This window comes from Thermosynechococcus sp. PP555, assembly GCF_031583225.1.
GTDB lineage: Bacteria > Cyanobacteriota > Cyanobacteriia > Thermosynechococcales > Thermosynechococcaceae > Thermosynechococcus.
Map to the genome: position 1 here is coordinate 253,685 of NZ_CP134168.1, position 19,358 is coordinate 273,042.

The 19,358-nt window shown below is 54.5% G+C and carries 18 protein-coding genes and 1 tRNA gene; 8 read left to right on the forward strand and 11 right to left on the reverse strand.

Annotated features, from left to right (window positions below; all coding sequences use genetic code 11):
* The first annotated feature begins 60 nt into the window (after nucleotides 1-60).
* The gene (gene carA / locus RHH27_RS01140; RefSeq protein ID WP_206200704.1) at nucleotides 61-1,209 is read left to right on the forward strand and encodes a glutamine-hydrolyzing carbamoyl-phosphate synthase small subunit; all 1,149 of its coding nucleotides are present in this window, start codon (nucleotides 61-63) and stop codon (nucleotides 1,207-1,209) included.
* Complete coding sequence (locus RHH27_RS01145; protein ID WP_206200705.1) at nucleotides 1,206-2,084, forward strand: carbohydrate ABC transporter permease; 879 nt, start codon at nucleotides 1,206-1,208, stop codon at nucleotides 2,082-2,084. Before carA ends, RHH27_RS01145 begins: the two co-directional genes overlap by 4 nt.
* On the opposite strand, the gene RHH27_RS01150 is transcribed toward RHH27_RS01145, so the two are convergent.
* The 8 genes from RHH27_RS01150 to RHH27_RS01185 all read right to left on the reverse strand — a co-directional run bounded on the left by RHH27_RS01150 (nucleotide 2,077) and on the right by RHH27_RS01185 (nucleotide 11,658).
* A complete protein-coding gene (locus RHH27_RS01150; RefSeq protein WP_302678630.1) occupies nucleotides 2,077-4,104 on the reverse strand; it encodes an IMS domain-containing protein in 2,028 nt (675 codons plus the stop codon). The genes RHH27_RS01145 and RHH27_RS01150 overlap by 8 nt on opposite strands.
* Nucleotides 4,105-4,328: 224 nt before the next feature.
* Complete coding sequence (locus RHH27_RS01155; RefSeq protein ID WP_302677050.1) at nucleotides 4,329-4,787, reverse strand: hypothetical protein; 459 nt, start codon at nucleotides 4,785-4,787, stop codon at nucleotides 4,329-4,331.
* Between the two features lie 25 nt (nucleotides 4,788-4,812).
* Entirely contained in the window at nucleotides 4,813-5,343 is a 531-nt protein-coding gene (locus tag RHH27_RS01160; RefSeq protein WP_302677051.1) for a hypothetical protein, read from the reverse strand.
* A gap of 42 nt (nucleotides 5,344-5,385) precedes the next feature.
* Entirely contained in the window at nucleotides 5,386-5,979 is a 594-nt protein-coding gene (locus RHH27_RS01165; RefSeq protein WP_206200709.1) for a 2OG-Fe(II) oxygenase, read from the reverse strand.
* Between the two features lie 33 nt (nucleotides 5,980-6,012).
* Nucleotides 6,013-7,242, reverse strand: a complete 1,230-nt coding sequence (gene lptC, locus RHH27_RS01170) for an LPS export ABC transporter periplasmic protein LptC (protein ID WP_302678631.1) — start codon at nucleotides 7,240-7,242, stop codon at nucleotides 6,013-6,015.
* A 15-nt stretch (nucleotides 7,243-7,257) separates the two neighbouring features.
* Nucleotides 7,258-7,923, reverse strand: a complete 666-nt coding sequence (locus tag RHH27_RS01175) for an NYN domain-containing protein (protein ID WP_302678632.1) — start codon at nucleotides 7,921-7,923, stop codon at nucleotides 7,258-7,260.
* A gap of 65 nt (nucleotides 7,924-7,988) precedes the next feature.
* A complete protein-coding gene (gene metG / locus RHH27_RS01180; RefSeq protein WP_302678633.1) occupies nucleotides 7,989-9,578 on the reverse strand; it encodes a methionine--tRNA ligase in 1,590 nt (529 codons plus the stop codon).
* A gap of 13 nt (nucleotides 9,579-9,591) precedes the next feature.
* On the reverse strand, nucleotides 9,592-11,658 hold the full coding sequence (locus RHH27_RS01185; protein WP_302678634.1) for a hypothetical protein: 2,067 nt from the start codon (nucleotides 11,656-11,658) through the stop codon (nucleotides 9,592-9,594).
* Nucleotides 11,659-11,718: 60 nt separating this feature from the next.
* Between RHH27_RS01185 and pxcA the strand changes: the two genes are divergently transcribed.
* Nucleotides 11,719-13,104 (forward strand): proton extrusion protein PcxA, encoded by a 1,386-nt coding sequence (pxcA, locus tag RHH27_RS01190; protein ID WP_302678635.1) that lies wholly within the window; start codon nucleotides 11,719-11,721, stop codon nucleotides 13,102-13,104.
* On the opposite strand, the gene RHH27_RS01195 is transcribed toward pxcA, so the two are convergent.
* Nucleotides 13,105-13,521 carry a heavy metal-responsive transcriptional regulator gene (locus RHH27_RS01195; RefSeq protein ID WP_302678636.1) on the reverse strand — a complete coding sequence of 139 codons (417 nt, stop codon included), beginning with the start codon at nucleotides 13,519-13,521 and terminating at the stop codon, nucleotides 13,105-13,107. It abuts the gene before it with no gap.
* Between the two features lie 123 nt (nucleotides 13,522-13,644).
* Here RHH27_RS01195 and RHH27_RS01200 point away from each other — a divergent pair.
* Nucleotides 13,645-13,725, forward strand: a tRNA-Leu gene (locus tag RHH27_RS01200).
* A gap of 4 nt (nucleotides 13,726-13,729) precedes the next feature.
* On the opposite strand, the gene cax is transcribed toward RHH27_RS01200, so the two are convergent.
* Complete coding sequence (gene cax, locus RHH27_RS01205) at nucleotides 13,730-14,800, reverse strand: calcium/proton exchanger (RefSeq protein WP_302678637.1); 1,071 nt, start codon at nucleotides 14,798-14,800, stop codon at nucleotides 13,730-13,732.
* A gap of 12 nt (nucleotides 14,801-14,812) precedes the next feature.
* Here cax and folB point away from each other — a divergent pair, with 12 nt between their 5' ends.
* From folB to RHH27_RS01225, 4 genes are read left to right on the forward strand one after another with little or no spacing between them, the layout of a single operon-like run.
* On the forward strand, nucleotides 14,813-15,196 hold the full coding sequence (gene folB, locus RHH27_RS01210; protein WP_255521478.1) for a dihydroneopterin aldolase: 384 nt from the start codon (nucleotides 14,813-14,815) through the stop codon (nucleotides 15,194-15,196).
* A complete protein-coding gene (locus tag RHH27_RS01215) occupies nucleotides 15,180-17,216 on the forward strand; it encodes a thioredoxin domain-containing protein (RefSeq protein WP_302677058.1) in 2,037 nt (678 codons plus the stop codon). Before folB ends, RHH27_RS01215 begins: the two co-directional genes overlap by 17 nt.
* Nucleotides 17,209-18,285, forward strand: a complete 1,077-nt coding sequence (gene gcvT / locus RHH27_RS01220; RefSeq protein WP_302678638.1) for a glycine cleavage system aminomethyltransferase GcvT — start codon at nucleotides 17,209-17,211, stop codon at nucleotides 18,283-18,285. The genes RHH27_RS01215 and gcvT overlap by 8 nt, the downstream gene beginning before the upstream one ends.
* A 49-nt stretch (nucleotides 18,286-18,334) precedes the next feature.
* The gene (locus RHH27_RS01225) at nucleotides 18,335-18,877 is read left to right on the forward strand and encodes a hypothetical protein (RefSeq protein ID WP_302678639.1); all 543 of its coding nucleotides are present in this window, start codon (nucleotides 18,335-18,337) and stop codon (nucleotides 18,875-18,877) included.
* On the opposite strand, the gene RHH27_RS01230 is transcribed toward RHH27_RS01225, so the two are convergent.
* Nucleotides 18,874-19,341, reverse strand: a complete 468-nt coding sequence (locus RHH27_RS01230; RefSeq protein ID WP_302677061.1) for an EVE domain-containing protein — start codon at nucleotides 19,339-19,341, stop codon at nucleotides 18,874-18,876. The genes RHH27_RS01225 and RHH27_RS01230 overlap by 4 nt on opposite strands.
* Nucleotides 19,342-19,358: the final 17 nt, after the last annotated feature.

The following is a 19,358-nucleotide window of genomic DNA, read 5'->3' on the forward strand; positions in this document are numbered from 1 at the left end:
CAACGGCCGGCTTTATCATGCACAATAAACTATTGGGCTTTCCCAGTTGGAGATATTGAAATGCCGACACCCGCCTTGCTGGTTCTTGCCGATGGTTCAGTCTTTCGCGGTTTTTCCTTTGGGGCACCGGGAACAGCCATTGGCGAAGTGGTCTTTAATACCGGCATGACGGGTTATCAAGAGGTACTCACTGACCCAAGCTATTGTGGTCAAATCGTGACATTCACCTACCCTGAGTTGGGCAATACTGGAACCACGCCCGAAGACGATGAATCCGATCGCCCCCAAGTGCGCGGTGCGGTTGCTCGCCATATCTGTGACATTCCCAGTAACTGGCGATCGCAACAATCCTTACCTGATTACCTCAAAGCCCATCGCATTCCCGCCATTTACGGGATTGACACCCGCGCCCTCACCCGCAAAATTCGTACTGTCGGTGCCATGAATGGCGGCATCTCCACGGAAATCCTTGATCCCGTTGAACTGCTGCAAAAAGTCCTTGCCGCTCCCAGTATGCAGGGACAAAATCTAGCCAAGGTGGTGACCACCCGCACCCCCTATGAATGGACAGAACCGACGCCCCCGGCTTGGGAATTTCGTCCCCAAACAGCCACCGAAGAGCCACCCTTGACGGTTGTGGCCATTGACTTTGGCGTGAAGCGCAACATTCTCCGTCGCTTGGCTAGTTATGGTTGCCGTGTGATTGTTGTGCCGGCGGATACCCCAGCGGAAACGATTCTCAGCTATGACCCCGATGGCATTTTCCTCTCCAATGGCCCCGGCGACCCTGCGGCGGTTCAGGAAGGCATTGAAACCGCACGCAAATTACTGGCGGCTCAGCGTCCCATGTTTGGCATTTGTCTGGGGCATCAGTTGTTGGGACTTTCTTTGGGGGCGGAAACCTTCAAACTGAAATTTGGTCACCGCGGGTTGAACCAGCCCGCTGGCCTGACCCGGCAAGTGGAAATTACCAGCCAAAACCACGGCTTTGCCATTACTGAAGAATCCCTTGCCCAAACCCCCGTTGAGATTACCCACTTTAACCTCAATGACAAAACCGTTGCCGGTCTGAAGCACCAAACATTGCCGATTTTCTCAGTGCAGTACCACCCTGAGGCCAGCCCCGGCCCCCACGATGCTGATTATCTCTTTGGCGACTTTGTGGCGCAAATGCGTGCCTATCGTCAACAACACCCCCGCAGCCAATGAAAGGGCGATCGCTCACCCCCTATCTCTTTCTTGCCCCGGCCTTGGGGTTACTCACACTGACGGTCTTTTGGCCAGCCCTACAGGCCTTTTTCCTGAGTTTCACCCGCTATGAGATGGATCTCCTGAGTCCGCCTGTGTGGGTGGGATGGGCCAACTTTGCGCAATTGTGGCGCGATGGTGTTTTCTGGAAAACCTTGGCCAATACTTTCCTCTATTTAGTGGTCGTGGTGCCGATTCTGGCGATCGCCCCCCTGCTGTTGGCGATTCTGGTCAATCAACCTCTGCGGGGCATCCACTGGTTTCGTGCTGCCTACTACAGCCCCGTGATTATCTCAATGGTGGTGGCGGGGATTGCTTGGCGCTGGCTCTATGCCCCCAATGGCCTCTTCAATCAACTGGTACAGGGTCTGCATCTGCGGGACACCCCGATTCCTTGGCTGACAAGTCCCCAACTTGCCCTCTTTAGTGTCATGGCCGTCACGATTTGGAAAGGCTTGGGCTACTACATGGTGATCTATCTGGCGGGACTTCAGGGGATTAGTGGTGAACTCTACGAAGCGGCAGCACTCGATGGCAGTGACGGCTGGCGACAGCATTGGGATATTACCCTACCGCTGATGCGTCCCTATATTCTTTTGGTGAGCATTATCTCAGCAATTTCTGCCACGAAGGTCTTTGAAGAGGTCTATGTCATGACCCAAGGGGGGCCCCTCAATAGCTCCAAGACAATTGTTTATTACATCTATGAGAATGCCTTTCAGCGCTTAGAGATCAACTACGCCTGTACGATGGGACTGGTCTTATTCCTATTTATCCTGTCGTTGTCTCTCTTGAATCTCAAGTTTGGCCGACAGGTGGAAATGCCCCTTAGCTAACCACCTGCATGCGTTGAATCAACCATTGATTGCCGCGACGGGTAAAGGTGTAAATGACGCGGTAGGGATCGCTATAGGAAATATCATTGCGTAGGGTTCCCTGTTCATAGAAACGGGCATCCTCATTGACTTCCACCAATACATCCACGCGATCGCTGCCTCGGGGACGGACTTCCTTCACTTCTAGGTTCCGCAGGGTATAGACCCAATGGCTGCCCTCGGATTTTAAGCTCTGTGCCCGCGATCGCCAGCGGCTGAGTTCTGGCTCCGCCAAAATCGTTGCTAGTTTGTCCATCTCAAATGCCGTGCCAAGGGCTTGGGCTTTAATTTGCTGCCACGTGCGGAGGCGATCGCGTGCCATCTCCGGCGTTAAGGTGGTGGCTAAGGTCGTTGGTTGTGGCGTTGGGGTTGGCGTTGCCACAGGAGTTGGCGTCGGGGTCACTGGCGGTGGTGGTGGTGGGGCTTCAGCCGTTTTGGCTGGCCAATAGACTTTTGCCAAGGCGCCTAACCCAACAAGAACAACCCCTGCACCCATCCAAAACCAAGTCTGACGTTTTTTGTGGTGACTGGTTGGAGGGCGGCGCCGTTTGCGAGTGGATGCTGGGGGCGTGTCGGTCTCCGTTGCGGTTGAAGAGCGGGTAGCAGCCGCTGCCGAAAAGCCTTGACCCAGCCCAGTATGATACTCCAAGGGCAACGTTTCCGCTGTGAAGGAGACGGGCGGCGGCACGGCCACCGTTGGTCTAATGACTTCGGGGAGGGCAGAGGCAGTGGTGCTGGGCGGTTCAGGGGCAAAGGAGTCGTCACTGAGAGCCTCTAAGTAGGTTTGGATATCGGGATCCGCAAAGTAGGCATCCAAGGCCACCGGCGTTTCCCCCAAATCCCGAAAAGCAGGATAAATTTCTTCCCGTAGCCATTGCTCTGTGTAGTAGTACAGGCCCGGCAGCAGATCGCTGGAGTCATGGGAATGACGGCGGATAAAGGCGAGACTCTGCTGATCTTGAGATTTATCGAGAGCGGCCAAGGCCTCAGCAGGTTGTCCCAACAGCAGTAAACAACTGGCCAGTTCGAGGTAGATGTCTTGATTGGGAGAGAGCCGCTCTAGTAAATTCTTGGCACGGCGAATATAGCTCGGCTGAAGTTCCTGTACGCCCCGTGCCACCAGCGCATGCACTGCCAGATAGGTCGCTACTGCTGAGGGACGGCGGGATTCTCGTTCAAAGAGTTCCTGTTGCTCTGCTACGGTGAGATGGCTGCGCAGTTGCAAAATAAATTTGAGAAAATCCTCAACCCCTAGGCCAGAGTGATCGTCATGACGACCTTCAATGCCCCCGCGATCGCTGAGCATCTCCCGCAGCAATAAAATACCCCGCTGCCGATTCACACTATCGGATAGAGGCAGTGCCAGTAACTCCAGAATGCGGTAGGGACGCAGCCGATGCAGTTCCGTCTCCAACTGCTCCTGGAGGTCGGGAAACAGGTTCGCCCGCTGAAGTACCTCTAGACCGGCTTCGAGGCGAGAGGCGGCTGCTTGGTAGGACTGCCGCTGCCATTCCTCGCGTCCCAATTCCAAATAGGCCAAAGCCACAGTCAGCGTAATGTCAGCAACGGCGGCAGAGGAAGTATAGGGGCGGTTGAGATCAAAAGCATCCTCCTTTAGGAATTGTTCTCCCAGTTTGACCACTTGGGAGTAGTTCCCCAGTTCATAGAGCAGGAGGAGCGCCCCCGAAAATTGCTGATCACTAATTTCAAGGTGGGGAGCGGTGGCATCGGGATCCAACTGGGCAATCAAATCATTGGGGTCAACGGCACAGCAGTGGCGATCGTAGGCATGGCGCTGCTCAGGTTCTCGCAAAACCGCATAGGCTTGCTCAATGAGTTCACGACGGGTGGAAACGGTGGTGGGGGAGTGTTGATGGGTGGGCAGTTGCAACAGCCGATCCTGAAACGCTTGCTCGATTTGCTCCGGCGTTGCCTGAATTGGCACACCCAGCACTTGGTAATAGTCGAGGGGAATGCGCACCTGAACCCAAACCTCTAGAGATAAACCAGTCCATCAACCGCAACACGTGCCTTGATTTAGGAAGAACAGGGAACCCCTCCAAAAATGGCTAAGGGTTTAGAAATGACACCAGAACCCTTTGGGAATAACCCTACAGAGGATTCCCAGAAAAAAGGGAGCATCAAACATTCTAGGATATCACAATTTTTGCCCCTCAGTGCGAGTTTGCGCAGAGATTGGCTGGCTTAGCCGCGCACTTTTGCTGTAAAGCCAGAGGCCTTAAATTGCTCCAACTGCAAAGGTGTTGGTTGGTCGTAGGGCACGCTAATGCGAATTTCAAAATCGCTAATGCCGGGTGGAATCACATCAATTGCCCCAACCCGTGTGCGGTTTTGCAACACTGGATTGCCATTGGCATCGTAGATGCGGCCAAAGACATCGGCATCCACCACTGTTTTGCCGGATTTATTCTCTGCTTTGCCAGTAATCAGGTAGCAGTTGGCCTTGAGGGTCGTGCCCCCGGGTGTGACTGAACCTTCACCAATTTCTGGCGGGCATTCGTGGTAACTGAGGTCAAAGAGCCGCACTTGAATAGCGGCGATCGCCGGCAGCGGGGCGATACTTGACCAGCACAGGACACTCAGGAGCAAACACACCACTCCTCGACGCAGATATGCCACAAACCGATTCGCACTCATGGTCATCGCTCAGCACTTCAACACGCCCCTATTATCCCACAGTGGTCAAAATCCACAGATCAACCGCTCCCAATAGCAGCGTAAAGACGGCCAAAATACCGTACATCCAAGGCTGAGCAAGGGGCTTAATCACCTCTGTGGGCAATCCCGTATGAGCTTCAATGGCACGCATCATTTGGGCAAACCCCGCCACTCGCATCGGCAGAAGATACCCCTGACCTGTGGCAGTGACTAGATAATAGACCAAGCCCCCTTGGCTGGTACTGCGGGGCTGAAGCCCTTGAATCTCTGACCAAGCCAGTTGCCACTGCCGCCGCAGGAAGGGGGGCACCCAACCGGGATAGGTGAGGCAAATCCCTTGCGCGTCCAGTTCTACCCGCTGACTCAGTGCCCCCCAGAGCAAAATGCCCCCACAGGCGATCGCCCCCCAAAGCAGCAGGGGTGAAACAGGCGCCGCCGTCTGTGCCGCCAAAAAGGGGAGAGGAAGTGTGAGTGCGCCATAGAGGGCAATGAGCGTTCCAGAAATCAGGGGCGAGGTTTTGAAGCGCAGAGGTTCAGTCATGGTTGTTGCTGAGTTATTGCCTCAAGGGTTCATGATCATCCATCAATAGAATAGCCAAGTGGCAAAGGCATATTTAGTCCCCTGCACCACGGGCAAAGCCGTATGGGGATGGGTGTAGTAGGCGGGAAAGACAACGACATCACCGGTGCGGGGTGTGACCTTCACCCCTTGGCGATCGAAATAGGTTTCTCCCCCCTGAAAGTCCTCGTTGAGATAGCCCACTAAACTCACATCCCGTGTTGGGATACCTTGCGCCAGTTCCATTTGCCGACTGGCCAGCAGCAGGTTGTCCACATGGCGGCGATAGCCCTCGCCCACGCGATAGCGCAGGATCGAGAAGTTCTCAATTTCAGGAAAGCGAATGCCATAGTGCTGGTAGAGAACAATCTGAATCGTTTGTGTGGCTTGAAGCAGAATCTGCCGCATTGTCGCCTGTTGGGGATCTTGGGGATCAAAGCGGAGCAAACTGCCGCCGCGCACTGAGCGATCGACCGTCCCCATGAGAATTTGTGCATCCTCAAACCCCACCTTCTCAGCCGTAGCAATCACCTGCTGACACTGGTGAGCCGGAATCAAACGCTGAAAAAGGAGAATCTCACCCCCCAAGTCAAGAATTTGCAATGGTGCAGCACTCATAGGGCAAAGATTGTTGCTATCTCTACCATCGGTTTAGGGGAGGCGTAGTTGCAGCGGTACTTCACTTTGGACATTGCCACTGACAATCACCTCTTGGCGATCGAGCCACCCCTTTGCCCGCTGTCCCTGAATTTGAATGCGGGGATTGCGCTGGCGGTAAAAGACGCCCCCTTGGGCTTCCACTTCCTGTTGAGGAATCCGCCAAATCAGTTGAGCCGTGCGCAGGTGGGCATTGGGGCGCTGAATTTCCACTTGACCGCTGGCTTCCACCCGCTCTTGGGGAATCCACCAATTGAGGCGTTGGGCACGCAGTTGTGCCTGTTGAGGTTGGCTATTGATCTGGGCATTGTCAAAGATGGCGCGGTTTTCAGCCATCAGGAAGACACCACGATTGGCCTGCCCTTGAATGCCTTGAGTGGAGGACTGCACCCGCACCGGGCGATCGCTCACCAATTGCTGCTGCGGAATCAACCAGCGTACCGTTTCTCCTTCAACCCGTAGGGCAGGGTTGGGAAGCTGCACTTGAACACCCCCCTCAAGGGTAACTACCTGATCGCTAATCGACCAGATGGCCCTTTGGGCTTGCAGCCGCTGCCCTTGGCGATCGCCCGCCACACCGCGGACGGTGACCCCCCCTTGACCAATCACCCCTGCCAACAGTCGATTGGGTTGCTGCTGCCACACTAGACTCTCCGTACTGAGTCGCAAATCCTTGGCCTCCTTGGCTGACGAGGTCACCTGAACGGCATTGAGGGCACGCAGTTCTTGGCGTTGGCTATCGGCTTCAAGGCGCTTAGCAGTGACAGTGACTTGGGGATAGCGGGCTTGCAAGTTTTTCTGGGCAATGAGAACGCCGCGATCGCCCTGCCAGACCAATTGATCGGCCACAATCGTCCCCTTTTGCTGGAGATCAGTGACGGTGGTGCGGCCTTCAATCCAGAGTTGTCCATCCCGCTGCCGCACATTGACTGCCTTAGCTTGCACCTTGTAAGCAGTTTTGCCCTCTGCCTTTAATTCCCCCGTCAGGTTTTGAATCTCCAATTGCTGGCGATCGTCATCGCGATAGCGCGCTCCCGCCGCTTGTAATAACCAGAGAAGTTCACCTTTGGCATTGGTTTGCCGTAGGGTCAGATTTTGCAGCTTGACATCCCCCGTGATTTCTGGTTCTGGTGAGGGTTCCTCGCCCACCCATTGATCCACCCAGCCGCAGCCTGTCAAGGCCAGTACAAGGCAAAGGGGGAGGAGGGGTCTAGGCAGAGGCATTGTTGTCTAGGTTCTCTAGGGTCTCGGGGACTTATTGGGCGCAGCTTCATCTTTCCCTTCGGCGGTATCTTGCTCCCAATGGGGAGTCACAATGGGGGGCGGCGTCAGGCTACCCGTGACGGGGCGATAGGTATAGGTTGGGCGGGGTGCTTTTTGGATTTCTTCGCGGATGCTTTCGAGATCAATGTAGCGATCGGCAACGTTAATCAGGCTATCGCTCGTCATCGATCGCAAGCTCACCACCTCGACCCGTGCCCCCCGATAACTCACAGCATCCACCGCATAGGCCAAATCCCCATCGCCGCTAACCAAGATGGCCGTATCATAGCAGCCCACCAGTGCCATCATATCGACGGCAATTTCCACATCAAGGTTGGCCTTTTTCGAGCCATCCGGCAGCTGCACCAGTTCCTTGGAGACGACACGGTAGCCATTGCGGCGCATCCACAGCAAAAACCCCTGCTGTTTTTCATTGGTGGGGTCAACCCCTGTATAGAAGAAGGAGCGAAAGAGACGGGAACCTTGGGTCAAGTAGCAGAGGAGTTTTGAATAGTCAATTTCAATGCCCAGTTGCAGTGCTGCATAGAAGAGGTTGGAGCCATCAATAAAAATGGCAACGCGCCCGCGATTTTGTAACACCTGTTCTGGCGTGTAAATAGCTGAAGACGAAGATGTAACCATGTAGAAATCATCTCAAAAAAAGTGTGTTATCGAAATATGAAGTCATACCTCTAGCGTATCGCGCGTCAAGGGGAATCAGCGACAGTTGCAGGCAGCGACAGTTTTTGGAAAATCGGCTCTGGATTGGCCAGAGGTTGTGACGCAGGTAAAACACCCCACTGGGCTTGGCGATCGCCCAAAAGGTCGGGGTCAACTGATCCGTTAAATTTAATACTATAGCCCAACTGCCCATAGATAGCCTCACTCAGTTGGGGGATAATCGGGGCAAGGACATAGGCCACAAGGCGCACTGACTCCAATACACAGTAGAGAATCTCCGCCACCGCTTGCGTTTCCCCAGCCTTATAGCGTTTCCACGGTGCCTCTTCATCAAGGAACTTATTCCCCGCCCGTGCCAGCGTCAGTGCCTGTTGACACACCTCATGGAAGGCCAGTTGCCGATACCCTTGGCCATAGGTTTGGCAGAGGTGCTCCGCCAGTTGCCGCAGGGGATGCTCGCGCGGAATCGCTGACCCTTGGACATTGGGTACTTTCCCATCGGTATATTTCCAAGCCATTTTCAGCGTGCGATTGAGCAAATTGCCCAGATCATTGGCCAGATCCGCATTGAGGATATTGACAAAGCGGGTCTCGCTAAAGTCACCATCGCGGCCAAACTCCACCTCTTTCATGAAGTAGTAACGCACGGCATCGGCACCGTATTGCGCCACCAAGGCAAAGGGATCAAGGGTATTCCCCAGACTTTTGCCCATTTTTTGACCATCCTTGGTGAGAAAGCCATGGACAAAGATCTGCTCTGGCAGTGGCAAACCCGCCGACATTAACATTGCCGGCCAAGAAATGGCATGGAAGCGAAGAATATCCTTGCCAATAATGTGCAGATCAATCGGCCACCAAGTTTTGAGGGCATTGGCTAAGGTTGGCTCATCTTCTGGTTCCAAGAGGGCAGTGACATAGCCCAAGAGGGCATCAAACCAGACATAGAGGGTCTGATCTGGATCCGTGGGCACGGGAAACCCCCATGCCAGATTCACCCGCGAAATGGAAAAGTCCTGCAGCCCCCGCTCAATAAAACTCAGCACCTCATTGCGACGGCTAGGGGGCTGGACAAAGTCAGGATGTTCAGCGTAGTAGTCCAAGAGCGCCGGCTGATACTTCGAGAGGCGGAAAAAATAGTTGCGCTCATCTCGCCATTCCACCGTCCGATTCACGTGGATCGGGCAGCGCCGACCCTCAAGCAGTTCGCGTTCCTCCTTGAATTCTTCGCACTCGACACAGTACCAACCCTGCTGCTGACCGAGGTAAATGTCGCCGTTGTCCCATACCCGCTGAAAAAACTCGTTGACAATGGCGTGGTGGCGAGGACTGGTGGTGCGGCTAAAGCGATCGTAGTGGATATTCAATTGTTGCCACAGGGCTTGAAAACCAGCGGCAATCTCATCGCAGTGGGCTTGGGGACTGAGACCCCGCTGTTGGGCGGTGCGCTCAATTTTTTGGCCATGCTCATCGGTACCGGTAATGAACCGCACCTGATAGCCCTGCAAACGATAGAAGCGAGCAAGCACATCGGCAGCAATGGTTGTGTAGGCACTGCCAATGTGGGGAAGGGCATTGACGTAGTACAGGGGGGTAGTGAGTGAAAAGTGCGGTGACAAGCAGTGTTTCTCCCTAGGAGGACGAGCAAATCGCGTTATTTATCATAGTGCCATCGGTAACAGCTTGGAGGCGATCGCCCACCGCCAGATCCACCCAAGGACTCAGGGGGCCTTCTTGCTCACTGCCATTGGCAGCCAAGTCACTGTGGCAAAGGAATAGGCGATCGCTCACCCGTGAACATAGATCCACCAGTAAATGCTCCAGACGTTCTGACTCCAATTGCCACACCCGTGCACTGGGACTCGCCGCCCCCTGCCGCAAAAAGATCGGCGCCTGCCAAAGACATTGCAAGCCGCCATCCTGCCAACGCGGACTGCCGACATCTAACCAAAAATGCCAGCGATGAGCCAGTTGGGCACTGCGATATTGAAATGTGGTTGCCAGTAAGACCCCTTGGGGCTGCCGCAGGGGTGGAGCGGGATCAGCGGTTACAATTCCCCGCCGCAGTAGGGCGATCCATTCCCGTAGTCGCTCAGCCGTTGGCGTAGCTCGGTGTTCTGGGAGGTGATCATAAATTTGCCAGTAGGCGGCTGTGCCCTCAAGGAGCGATCGCAGGGGAGCCAATTCACTGGCTGTCAGGTTGTGTGGCCAGAGATAGCGTTGAATCGCCGCCTCTAGGAGATACACAGGCATTTGGCTAGGATCTAGTGTGCTCAGCCAATGACGCAAGTTCTCATAGGCGTCCGTGGCACGATGACCAAAGCGATCCCAATGGCTGTACTGGGTTGTACTCAGCAGTTCGGCTTTCTCCAGACCCGGCTGAAAACAATAGCAAGAGAGCAGGCCTGCCCGCACAGGATCAATCGCTCGCGGCAGCAAAACCGTTAACATCTCCGCAACCGCCGTTGCCTCTGGGATCATTCCCGTTCGCGGATAAACAAACAGCAACAGCGTCAAAAGGGCACGCACAAAGGGGGATTGAATCAGAGGGCGCTGCTCATTCCAGATCACCAAGGGAATGTCGCGTTTTTTTAACTCAGTGCTAAAGACATGGCGGGCAACGCTATCTAAACCGGGGGCAAGGATGGCGATCTCGTTTGGTTGCACCATCCCTTGATGAATGGCGGTGGCGATCGTTGCAACCACTTCCTGCAACAGTTGCATCCGCGAAGTGGTCTGAATAGCCGCGATGTTTTCGGGCAGCGTAGCTTGGGGCGTAGTGAGGCGTTCTTGAATCTCAGTTTGGAGAGGGGTGTTGCCAAAAATCGTTTCGGCAGGGCAGGGTTGCTCAATGACGGTGGCTTGGTTTTTCAGGCTGAGAAACGCATCGGGATCAGCTCCCAGACCGAGACGGACAGCGCCAATGGGTTGGTGAGTCAGGACAATCTTGATCCCCTGTTGGTTGAAGCGGGCGATCAAATCCGCCATCACCGCTGGATAGTTGTGGGTGTTGTCAGCCAAAAGACACTGAAACCGTTGCCCCAAGGAGGCTTGGTATCGAGGATGGTCAAGGAGAACTCGGCCAAATAAATCCGTGGTAATGCCGTAGGTGAGAAGGCTGTGGGCAGTACACCAACTTTGCCACTGTTTCAGGGCAGTGACGATCGCCCCCACGGTTTCTGAAGGCATCTCAAGCTGATGATCCCAAATGAGTTGGGGTAGATCATCAAGGCTGAGGCGGGCAAAGGCAGCCAATTGAAAAATATCAAGCAGATGGCGAGTGGCGCGATCGCGATTTTCACTGAGGACAGCAAACGTCTGGTTGGCAAGCCAAGGCTGCCACAACCGCTGTGCCCATACCAACTCCGTTTCTGGTTTCAGACGCAAAGGGGGATGCGGATCGACGGCCTTCGCCTGCACCAGTAGTGGCCAAAAAAGTTCCACCTCATCCTGCATGAAGCCCACTGGCGTGGTGATGTAAGGTCTGTAGCCACTGCCCAACTGTGACTCAATTTCCCGTTGGATGGCTTGGCGGCCTTCTACGCTATCCGTCAAAAAGAGGAGCGATCGCTCACGGGGAATCACGGACTTGTCCTGCCCGACCCACTGGGCAAATTCCCTTACCAGTGCACAGGTCTTGCCACTGCGACTACCGCCACTGATCCACTGCAACACCGCCAACAAAGCCCGCAAAGCCAATTTGCTACGATTCTATCTATCCTATCGATTTATTGCTGCTGCGGTAAGAGAACAATAGCAATGTCCAGCAACCCCTTTATTCGCCTCAGAGACTGGATCAAGCGTGCAGAGCAGTGGTATCGCACAACTCCGAACCGCGCCCTACAGGAAGCCTATGAAGCCGCTCTGAAAATTCGCGCCATTGAACTGGAACACTTTGACGGTCAACCGATTAGTCTCCTCAATCTGCCCGTGGGAGAAGTCTCTAGCTACTTCGAGACAGAGCTAAAACAACTGCTAAAAACCATTCGTATGCGGATGATGGAGTTTCGCGCCAGCCGTCAAATTTTGCCCCTTGCTCCCCCCCAAAGCCCCCCCACTCCTGTCAACGATAGTGTCAATGGTGCAACGGCAACCTATACGGTGACGGCTACCGTCAGTAGCACGACCGAGGAACCCAGCGTTTATGAAAAGCTGCGGGTGATTGATGCCACCCTCAACCGCTATAAACGGCAGCGTGAAAAGGAACTCAATGCCCTTGCCCGTCCCAGCCTCAGTCGCCAAGATCCCCAACAACGCCAGCAGGCGGCTGCCCTCGACAAAATTGAGGATGATTCCCTTTATCTCTCGGAATATATCAGTGATGATCTCACCGATGATTCCAAGCTGGACAGCAGCAGCTTTATTCCGCGCTCGATTTTGCGCACCGCCGATCGCTTTCGCCGTGAACTCAATTCTGATGAAACCACCGAAGCTGAAGTCGTTCGTGATTTTCGCACCTCAAAGCTGCGCACCCGTCTGGCGGTTCGTTTTATGCTCTTGCTGGTGATTTTGCCCCTGTTGACCCAGCAAATTTCCAAGGCACTCATTGTCAGCCCCCTCGTCAACCACTTTAAGGCGGTGGGGCAAATTGAACGCATCATTAACTCCCAACTGGAGGACAACATTCTCGATGAACTGGCTCGCTTTGAAAATAAAATTCGCTTTGAAAGTCTGGTGAGCAATGTTCCTGTTTCTGCAGAGGAAATTCAAGACCGCATCCGCGAGAAGGCGATCGAGCTATCCACGGAATACCAAAAGGAACTGATTGAACCCCTGAAAAACATCCTTTCCGATGCCTTGGGGTTTACCGTCTTTCTGGTGCTGGTTTTCACAGGTCAGCGGCAACTGGCCATTGTCAAGGCCTTTTTGGATGAAGTGGTTTATGGCCTCAGTGACAGTGCCAAAGCCTTTATCATTATCCTATTTACGGATGTCTTTGTCGGATACCACTCCCCCCACGGCTGGGAAGTGTTGGTGAACAATACCCTCGAGCACTTTGGCTTTCCGCGCAATGAGGACTTTATCAACATGTTTATTGCCACCTTTCCGGTGATGCTCGATACGGTATTTAAGTATTGGATTTTCCGCTATCTCAACCAGATTTCCCCTTCGGCAGTGGCCACCTACAAGAATATGAACGAGTAGTTAGGAGCACACCACTGGCTGGAGAATGGGACAGATCCTGCCCTCTTGGAGTTGCGCGGGCGATCGCCAGCCGGAGAGGAGGCCTTGCAATTCCTGTTTAAGAATCTGCAACTGCTGAATTTGTGCCTCAATGGCCGCCAATTTTTCCTCTAACTTTTCCTTGATGTGATCACAGGGAATCTCACCGCGATCGTATACCTCAAGCAAGGCTTTGATGTCGCTCAGGGTGAGGCCAAGGGACTGGGCACGTTTGATAAAACTTAGGCGAGCAAAAACATCCTCAGCAAAGAGGCGATAGCCCCCACTGGTTCTGCCAACAGTTCGCAACAGCCCCAATTCCTCGTAATAGCGAATGGTCTTGACGGGCAGGCCACTACTGTGGGCAACGGTACCAATCAAGTAGGCAGCTGCATTCATGGCAGTTCTCCCAAGATCAGCAAGACAGCGATTTTAGAGAAGGGCACTTTAATTTTCTGCCATCGAGAGGCCAGATCACCACTTTCAGAAATTCAGCCATCTGCGCTATAATCATAAAGCTACGCGGATGTGGCGGAATTGGTATACGCGCACGTTTGAGGGGCGTGTGGCTTTGCCTTGCGAGTTCGAGTCTCGCCATCCGCATTGTTTATGGGTGAATAAAGAAGGCGATCGCCAGCACGAGGTAAGTCATTATCAGCAGGACGCCCTCTAGCCAATTGCTGCGCCCATCACTACTAATGGAGTTAGTGATCGCGACAGCAGCCACAACTGCCAGTAGCTCAAAGAGGTTAAAGCTCAGGTTCATCTCCCGTTGTCCCAAGAGCCAGCCCACCAGCACAAGCACCGGCGCCACAAAAAGGATAATCTGCAGGCTAGACCCAATCGCCACCGCCACTGCCCCTTCCATACGATTATTGAGGGCAAACTTGATACAGGTGATGAACTCAACCACACTGCTGAAAATGGGAATGAGAAACACGCCTGTAAACAATTGGGTCAACCCGATTTCACTAATGCTGTCCTGCAAACTATCCACGAGGATGTCGGAAACAAAGACTAGCAAAATCGTACCCACCAGCAGAATGGCAAGGGGCACCTTGAGATTGACAGTGGGAGAGGGTTCCTGACCAGCGATCGTCTCATCCATCAGGTAGAGGTGACGATGGGTTTTCATGGAAAAGAGCAACATCAGACCGTAAAAAATCAGCAGCAAAATCGCCGACGCATAGGAGAAGTGATCAATCAAGTGAAGCGGCACACTGGGTGCCGCCGCCTGAATCGCGGTCGGGGTCATCAGCACAATCACCGATAGGGTGAGGGCAGAGGCATTAATGCGTGCCACAGGTGCTGAGAACTGTTGCTCTGGAAATCGGATGCCCCCAACAACAATGGCCAGACCCAATCCCAAAAGCAAATTGGCAATAATGGCACCGCTGAGACTGGCTTTTACCACCTCTGCCAGACCCTGACGCAGGGCGACAATGGCGATAATCATCTCAGTGACATTGCCAAAGGTGGCATTCAAGAGTCCGCCAAGGGCAGGGCCAATGACTTCGGCGATCGCCTCTGTGGAATTGGCAATCCCAGCCGCAAGGGGCACAATGGCGAGACCACTGAGGATAAAGCTCACCATTGGCGGCATTTTGACGATAAAGTTAAGGAGGGCAAGGGGCACAAAAATCAGTAGGCCCAGCAGAATTTTTTCCTGTGTTGTCATGGATCGATCCCCTTGAGCGAATCATCAACTGACTGTCTCCACCTCTCGGGAATTCGCTACTACGGCTATACGGGCGCCCTACCAGAGGAACAAATTCTCGGCCAGTGGTTTGAGATTGATATTAAGCTCTGGTTGGATATGGCACAAGCGGCGGCCAGCGATCGCCTTGAGGACACCCTTGACTATCGCCCCCTCTTGCAAGCCATCGAGCAGTTAATGCAGCAGCAACGCTTTCACTTAATTGAGACCCTAGCAGCAGCAATTATGAAACTGTGCCTAGCGCCCCCCCAAGTGCAGCGAGCTGCTGTGCGTGTAACCAAACTTGCCCCCCCCGTGCCCAATTTTACGGGTCAAATTAGTGTTGAAATGGTGCGCTGCCATGCCGAATCGCCTTAGCCAGTGCCAAAGTCTCTATTTGCGCAAGCATGCCGAAAACCCCATTGACTGGTGGCCGTGGTGTGATGAAGCCCTTGCCAAAGCAGCGGCAGAGGATCGGGTGATTTTTCTCTCGATTGGTTACTCCAGTTGCCACTGGTGCACTGTCATGGAGGGGGAAGCCTTTTCGGATCTGGAGATTGCCGCCTATCTCAATGCCCATTTCCTGCCGATTAAGGTGGATCGCGAGGAGCGACCCGATCTGGACAGTATTTACATGCAGGCACTGCAACTGATGACGGGTCAAGGGGGTTGGCCGCTCAATGTATTCCTGACGCCGCAGGATCGCCGTCCCTTTTATGGTGGTACCTACTTTCCTGTGCAGCCGCGCTATGGCCGTCCGGGCTTTTTACAGGTGTTGCAGGCGGTGCGCCGCTTCTATGACCAAGAAAAGGACAAGCTCGCTGCCCAACAGGCCACGCTCTGGCAATATCTCGCTCCCCCCCCTGAGATGGGAGAAGCCGTCCCCTTGACTGAAGAACTCCTAAGGGCAGGGATTCGCCAAGTGACGCCGATTTTGCGCGATCGCCCCCAAGGCACCTGCTTCCCCATGATGCCCTATGCCCAAATGCTCCTACAGGGGCTGGCGTTCAGTCCCGATCCCCCAGAACTGTTGCAGCTGTGTCAGTTGCGGGGACACAACCTCTTGCGGGGGGGGATCTATGACCATGTGGGCGGTGGTTGGCATCGCTACACCGTGGATCCCCAATGGACAGTGCCCCACTTTGAAAAAATGCTCTACGACAATGGCCAAATTGTGACCTATCTAGCGCGGCTGTGGCAGCAGGGCGATCGCGCCCCCCAGATTCCCGCTGCAATTGCCCAAACGATTCAATGGCTTGATCGCGAAATGACGGCCCCTGAGGGATACTTCTATGCAGCACAGGATGCCGATAGCTTTATCAGTGCCAATGATCCTGAACCCGAGGAGGGCGCCTTTTATTGCTGGCAATATGCAGAGCTAGAGCAGACCCTAACCCCAACGGAATTGGCACAACTGCAAGCCCACTTTGACATCTCTCCCAGGGGCAACTTCGAGGGCAAGATTGTGCTCAAGCAAGTGCGCCCGCCGGCGAATCCTGAGGTGCTAGCACCGATTCTGCGTAAATTCTTTGCTCGCCGCTATGGTGCCGATACGCCCATGGATCAACCCTTTCCCGTGGCCACGGATAATGCAACCGCAAAGGGACAGGCTTGGCCGGGACGGATTCCGCCGGTCACTGATACAAAAATGATTTTGGCTTGGAATAGCCTGATGATCACTGGCTTAGCAACGGCAGCCCAAGTCTGGAGAGAGCGCACCTACTGGCAGCGAGCGGCTAAAGCGGCACAATGGCTCCACGAGCATCAATATCAAGAAGGCAAACTCTACCGCCTCAACTATGGCGGCACCGTGGCCGAAGTGGCGCAGGCCGAGGATTATGCCTACTGGATCCAAGCCCTGCTTGCCCTGCATCAAGCCAGTTTAGCGGTGGGGGAGGCGGCTCAGCCGTGGTTGGAATTGGCCACGCAGTATCAAACCCTCTTTGATCAGGAATTGGCGGCAACAGAGGGGGGCTACTACAATGCACCGGAGCGCGCCGATTTGATTGTGCGCCAGCGGGAAGGTCTCGATAATGCTACACCTTCTGCGAATGGGGTGGCGATCGCCAACTTGGTGCAACTCTTTTTGCTCACAGAGAATCCCGCCTACCTCGAACAGGCAGAAAAGGGATTGCGTTTCTTTAGCCCGTTGATGAAGGAGTCTCCCCAGAGTTGTCCGAGCCTTTTGGCGGCGTTGCAGTGGTATCTGCGTCCTGTCTGTGTGCAAGCGCGGCCTGATCAGGTTACAACCCTCTGGGAGCGCTACTTGCCAACGGCTGTCCTCAAAGTTCGCGATGACCTCGAGCCAGTCGCCCTTGTCTGTGAAGGCTTGCGCTGCCGCGAACCGGCACTGACCCCCACCCAACTACAACAACAACTGGATAATCTCTATGGCTGAAGCGTTGCGTCGTACGCCCCTCTATTCCCTGCATCAAGGGGCACGGTTTACCCCCTTTGGCGAGTGGGAGATGCCCTTGCAGTACAGCAGCATTTTGCAGGAACACCAAGCGGTGCGGCAGCGGGTGGGGATGTTTGATATTTCCCACATGGGCAAGTTTCTGCTGCGCGGCTCTGAGGCGATCGCGGCACTCCAAGAACGGGTACCCACCAATCTCAGTCGTCTCCAGCCCGGCCAAGCGAAATACACCGTTCTCCTGAATGAGGCCGGGGGCATTGTCGATGATGTCATTCTCTACATAGGCGAGGGTCAAGTGCGTTGTATTGTCAATGCAGCCACCACTGCCAAGGACTGGGCATGGTTGCAGACGTATTTACCCGCCAGTATTGAGTTCATTGATGAGTCAGCGACACAGGTACTGATTGCCCTTCAAGGCCCTGCCGCGACAGCGACCTTAGCTCCCCTGTGCGATCGCCCCCTAAATGACCTCAAGGCCTATCGCCATGCTCAAGTGAACCTGTTGGAACAGCCCGCTTGGATTGCGCGTACGGGCTACACCGGCGAAGACGGTTGGGAAATTCTTGTGGCACCAGAATTGGGGCAACAGTTGTGGCAAACCCTGCTGGCGGCGGGTGTGACTCCCTGTGGCTTGGGGGCGCGGGATACCCTGCGCTTGGAGGCGGCCATGCTCCTTTACGGCCAAGACATGGATGAGCAAACCACTCCCCTAGAGGCGGGTCTCGATTGGCTGATTGATTGGCAAAAGCCCGATTTTGTGGGTCGTGCGGCTCTCTTAGCCCAAAAGCAGCAGGGGATTGAGCGGCAATTGGTGGGGTTAGAACTGGTGGGCAAAGGCATCGCTCGCCACGGCTATCCTATCTATGCGGGGGCACAGGCTGTGGGGGAGGTTACCAGTGGCACCCTATCTCCCACCTTGGGGAAGGCGATCGCCCTTGGCTATGTCTTTCCAGAGTTTGCCCACATCGGTCGTGAACTGGCGATACAGGTGCGCGATCGCCAAGTCCCAGCCGTGGTGGTTCCTCGCCCGTTCTATCGCCGTCCTCGGTAGCCGCTGCAATTCCGCTAAAATTTGATTCATCAGTCGTAAAGTGCAACGAATGCTGGAAATTTGCCCTCGCTGTGGTGCTCGTTTAGGAAAGCCCTTGTCCTCTGGCCGCCAAGTGTGTAGTGCCTGCGGTTGGAGTACAGTGGTTATTGAGCGATCGCCGCCACCGCCCCCCACGGGATTGTCTCTCCTTCTCAGTCAAATCAGGCGGCTGATCAAGCGTTTTTTCCAGTATCTAGGAGGACAACTGCAACGCTTGTGGCGATCGCTGACCGCTCGTTCGCAGCAGCAACAGCCCCGCCGCAATCTCTGGGAAAGCCTCGTCACCAAGCTCAAACACCTCGAGGAAAAAATTCCCACCGGTGATCCCAGTAAGGAGTGGCTGACTCCTGAAGAGGCCTTTCAACTCTTGGGCGGCAACCCAGATAACCCCAACTCCAAGGTGAGCACCCTCGATGGCAAGCGGCGGATTGGCTTATCGGCCTTTCGGCGACTGGTGAATACCGCCGAATATGCGGATTTTGGCTTTCAATACTCTAGCGATCGCCACCTGAAAAATTTACCCTATTTGCGCCGTCTGCCTCGCCAACCCTAGGGCGATCGCAAACCGAGAATAATCTGCCACTCCTGTTCGGTGACCGGTTGTACCGAGAGACGGCAGCCCTTTTGCAACAGCAGCATCCCCTCTAGGCCGGGCGTTTGCCGCAGTTCTGGAAGTGTAATTGGCGGTGAAAAATCGCGGCGATACTGAATATCCACCATGAACCAGCGGGGATTGTCAGGCGTACTTTTGGGGTCAAAGTAGCGACTGTCCGGATCCCAAGCAAAGTGGTCGGGATAGGCGGCCTTGACGACTTCGGCAATGCCCATGATGGCTGGTGGGTTGGCATTACTGTGGTAAAAGAGCACGCGATCGCCCACCTGCATGTGATCGCGGATAAAATTGCGAGCTTGGTAGTTGCGTACCCCTTCCCAACAGGTGGTTTGTTGTGGGGCTGCCTGCAAATCCTGCCAAGAAAAAACGCTTGGCTCCGACTTCAGTAACCAAATCCCTGCCATCAAAGATTCCGCAATGG

Coding starts and splice junctions, on each gene's coding strand:
- carA (WP_206200704.1), top strand. CDS start 61: ATGCCGACACCCGCCTTGCTGGTTCTTGCCGATGGTTCAGTCTTTCGC.
- RHH27_RS01145 (WP_206200705.1), top strand. CDS start 1,206: ATGAAAGGGCGATCGCTCACCCCCTATCTCTTTCTTGCCCCGGCCTTG.
- RHH27_RS01155 (WP_302677050.1), bottom strand. CDS start 4,787: ATGACCATGAGTGCGAATCGGTTTGTGGCATATCTGCGTCGAGGAGTG.
- RHH27_RS01160 (WP_302677051.1), bottom strand. CDS start 5,343: ATGACTGAACCTCTGCGCTTCAAAACCTCGCCCCTGATTTCTGGAACG.
- RHH27_RS01165 (WP_206200709.1), bottom strand. CDS start 5,979: ATGAGTGCTGCACCATTGCAAATTCTTGACTTGGGGGGTGAGATTCTC.
- lptC (WP_302678631.1), bottom strand. CDS start 7,242: ATGCCTCTGCCTAGACCCCTCCTCCCCCTTTGCCTTGTACTGGCCTTG.
- RHH27_RS01175 (WP_302678632.1), bottom strand. CDS start 7,923: ATGGTTACATCTTCGTCTTCAGCTATTTACACGCCAGAACAGGTGTTA.
- pxcA (WP_302678635.1), top strand. CDS start 11,719: ATGTCCAGCAACCCCTTTATTCGCCTCAGAGACTGGATCAAGCGTGCA.
- RHH27_RS01195 (WP_302678636.1), bottom strand. CDS start 13,521: ATGAATGCAGCTGCCTACTTGATTGGTACCGTTGCCCACAGTAGTGGC.
- cax (WP_302678637.1), bottom strand. CDS start 14,800: ATGACAACACAGGAAAAAATTCTGCTGGGCCTACTGATTTTTGTGCCC.
- RHH27_RS01215 (WP_302677058.1), top strand. CDS start 15,180: ATGCCGAATCGCCTTAGCCAGTGCCAAAGTCTCTATTTGCGCAAGCAT.
- gcvT (WP_302678638.1), top strand. CDS start 17,209: ATGGCTGAAGCGTTGCGTCGTACGCCCCTCTATTCCCTGCATCAAGGG.
- RHH27_RS01225 (WP_302678639.1), top strand. CDS start 18,335: ATGCTGGAAATTTGCCCTCGCTGTGGTGCTCGTTTAGGAAAGCCCTTG.
- RHH27_RS01230 (WP_302677061.1), bottom strand. CDS start 19,341: ATGGCAGGGATTTGGTTACTGAAGTCGGAGCCAAGCGTTTTTTCTTGG.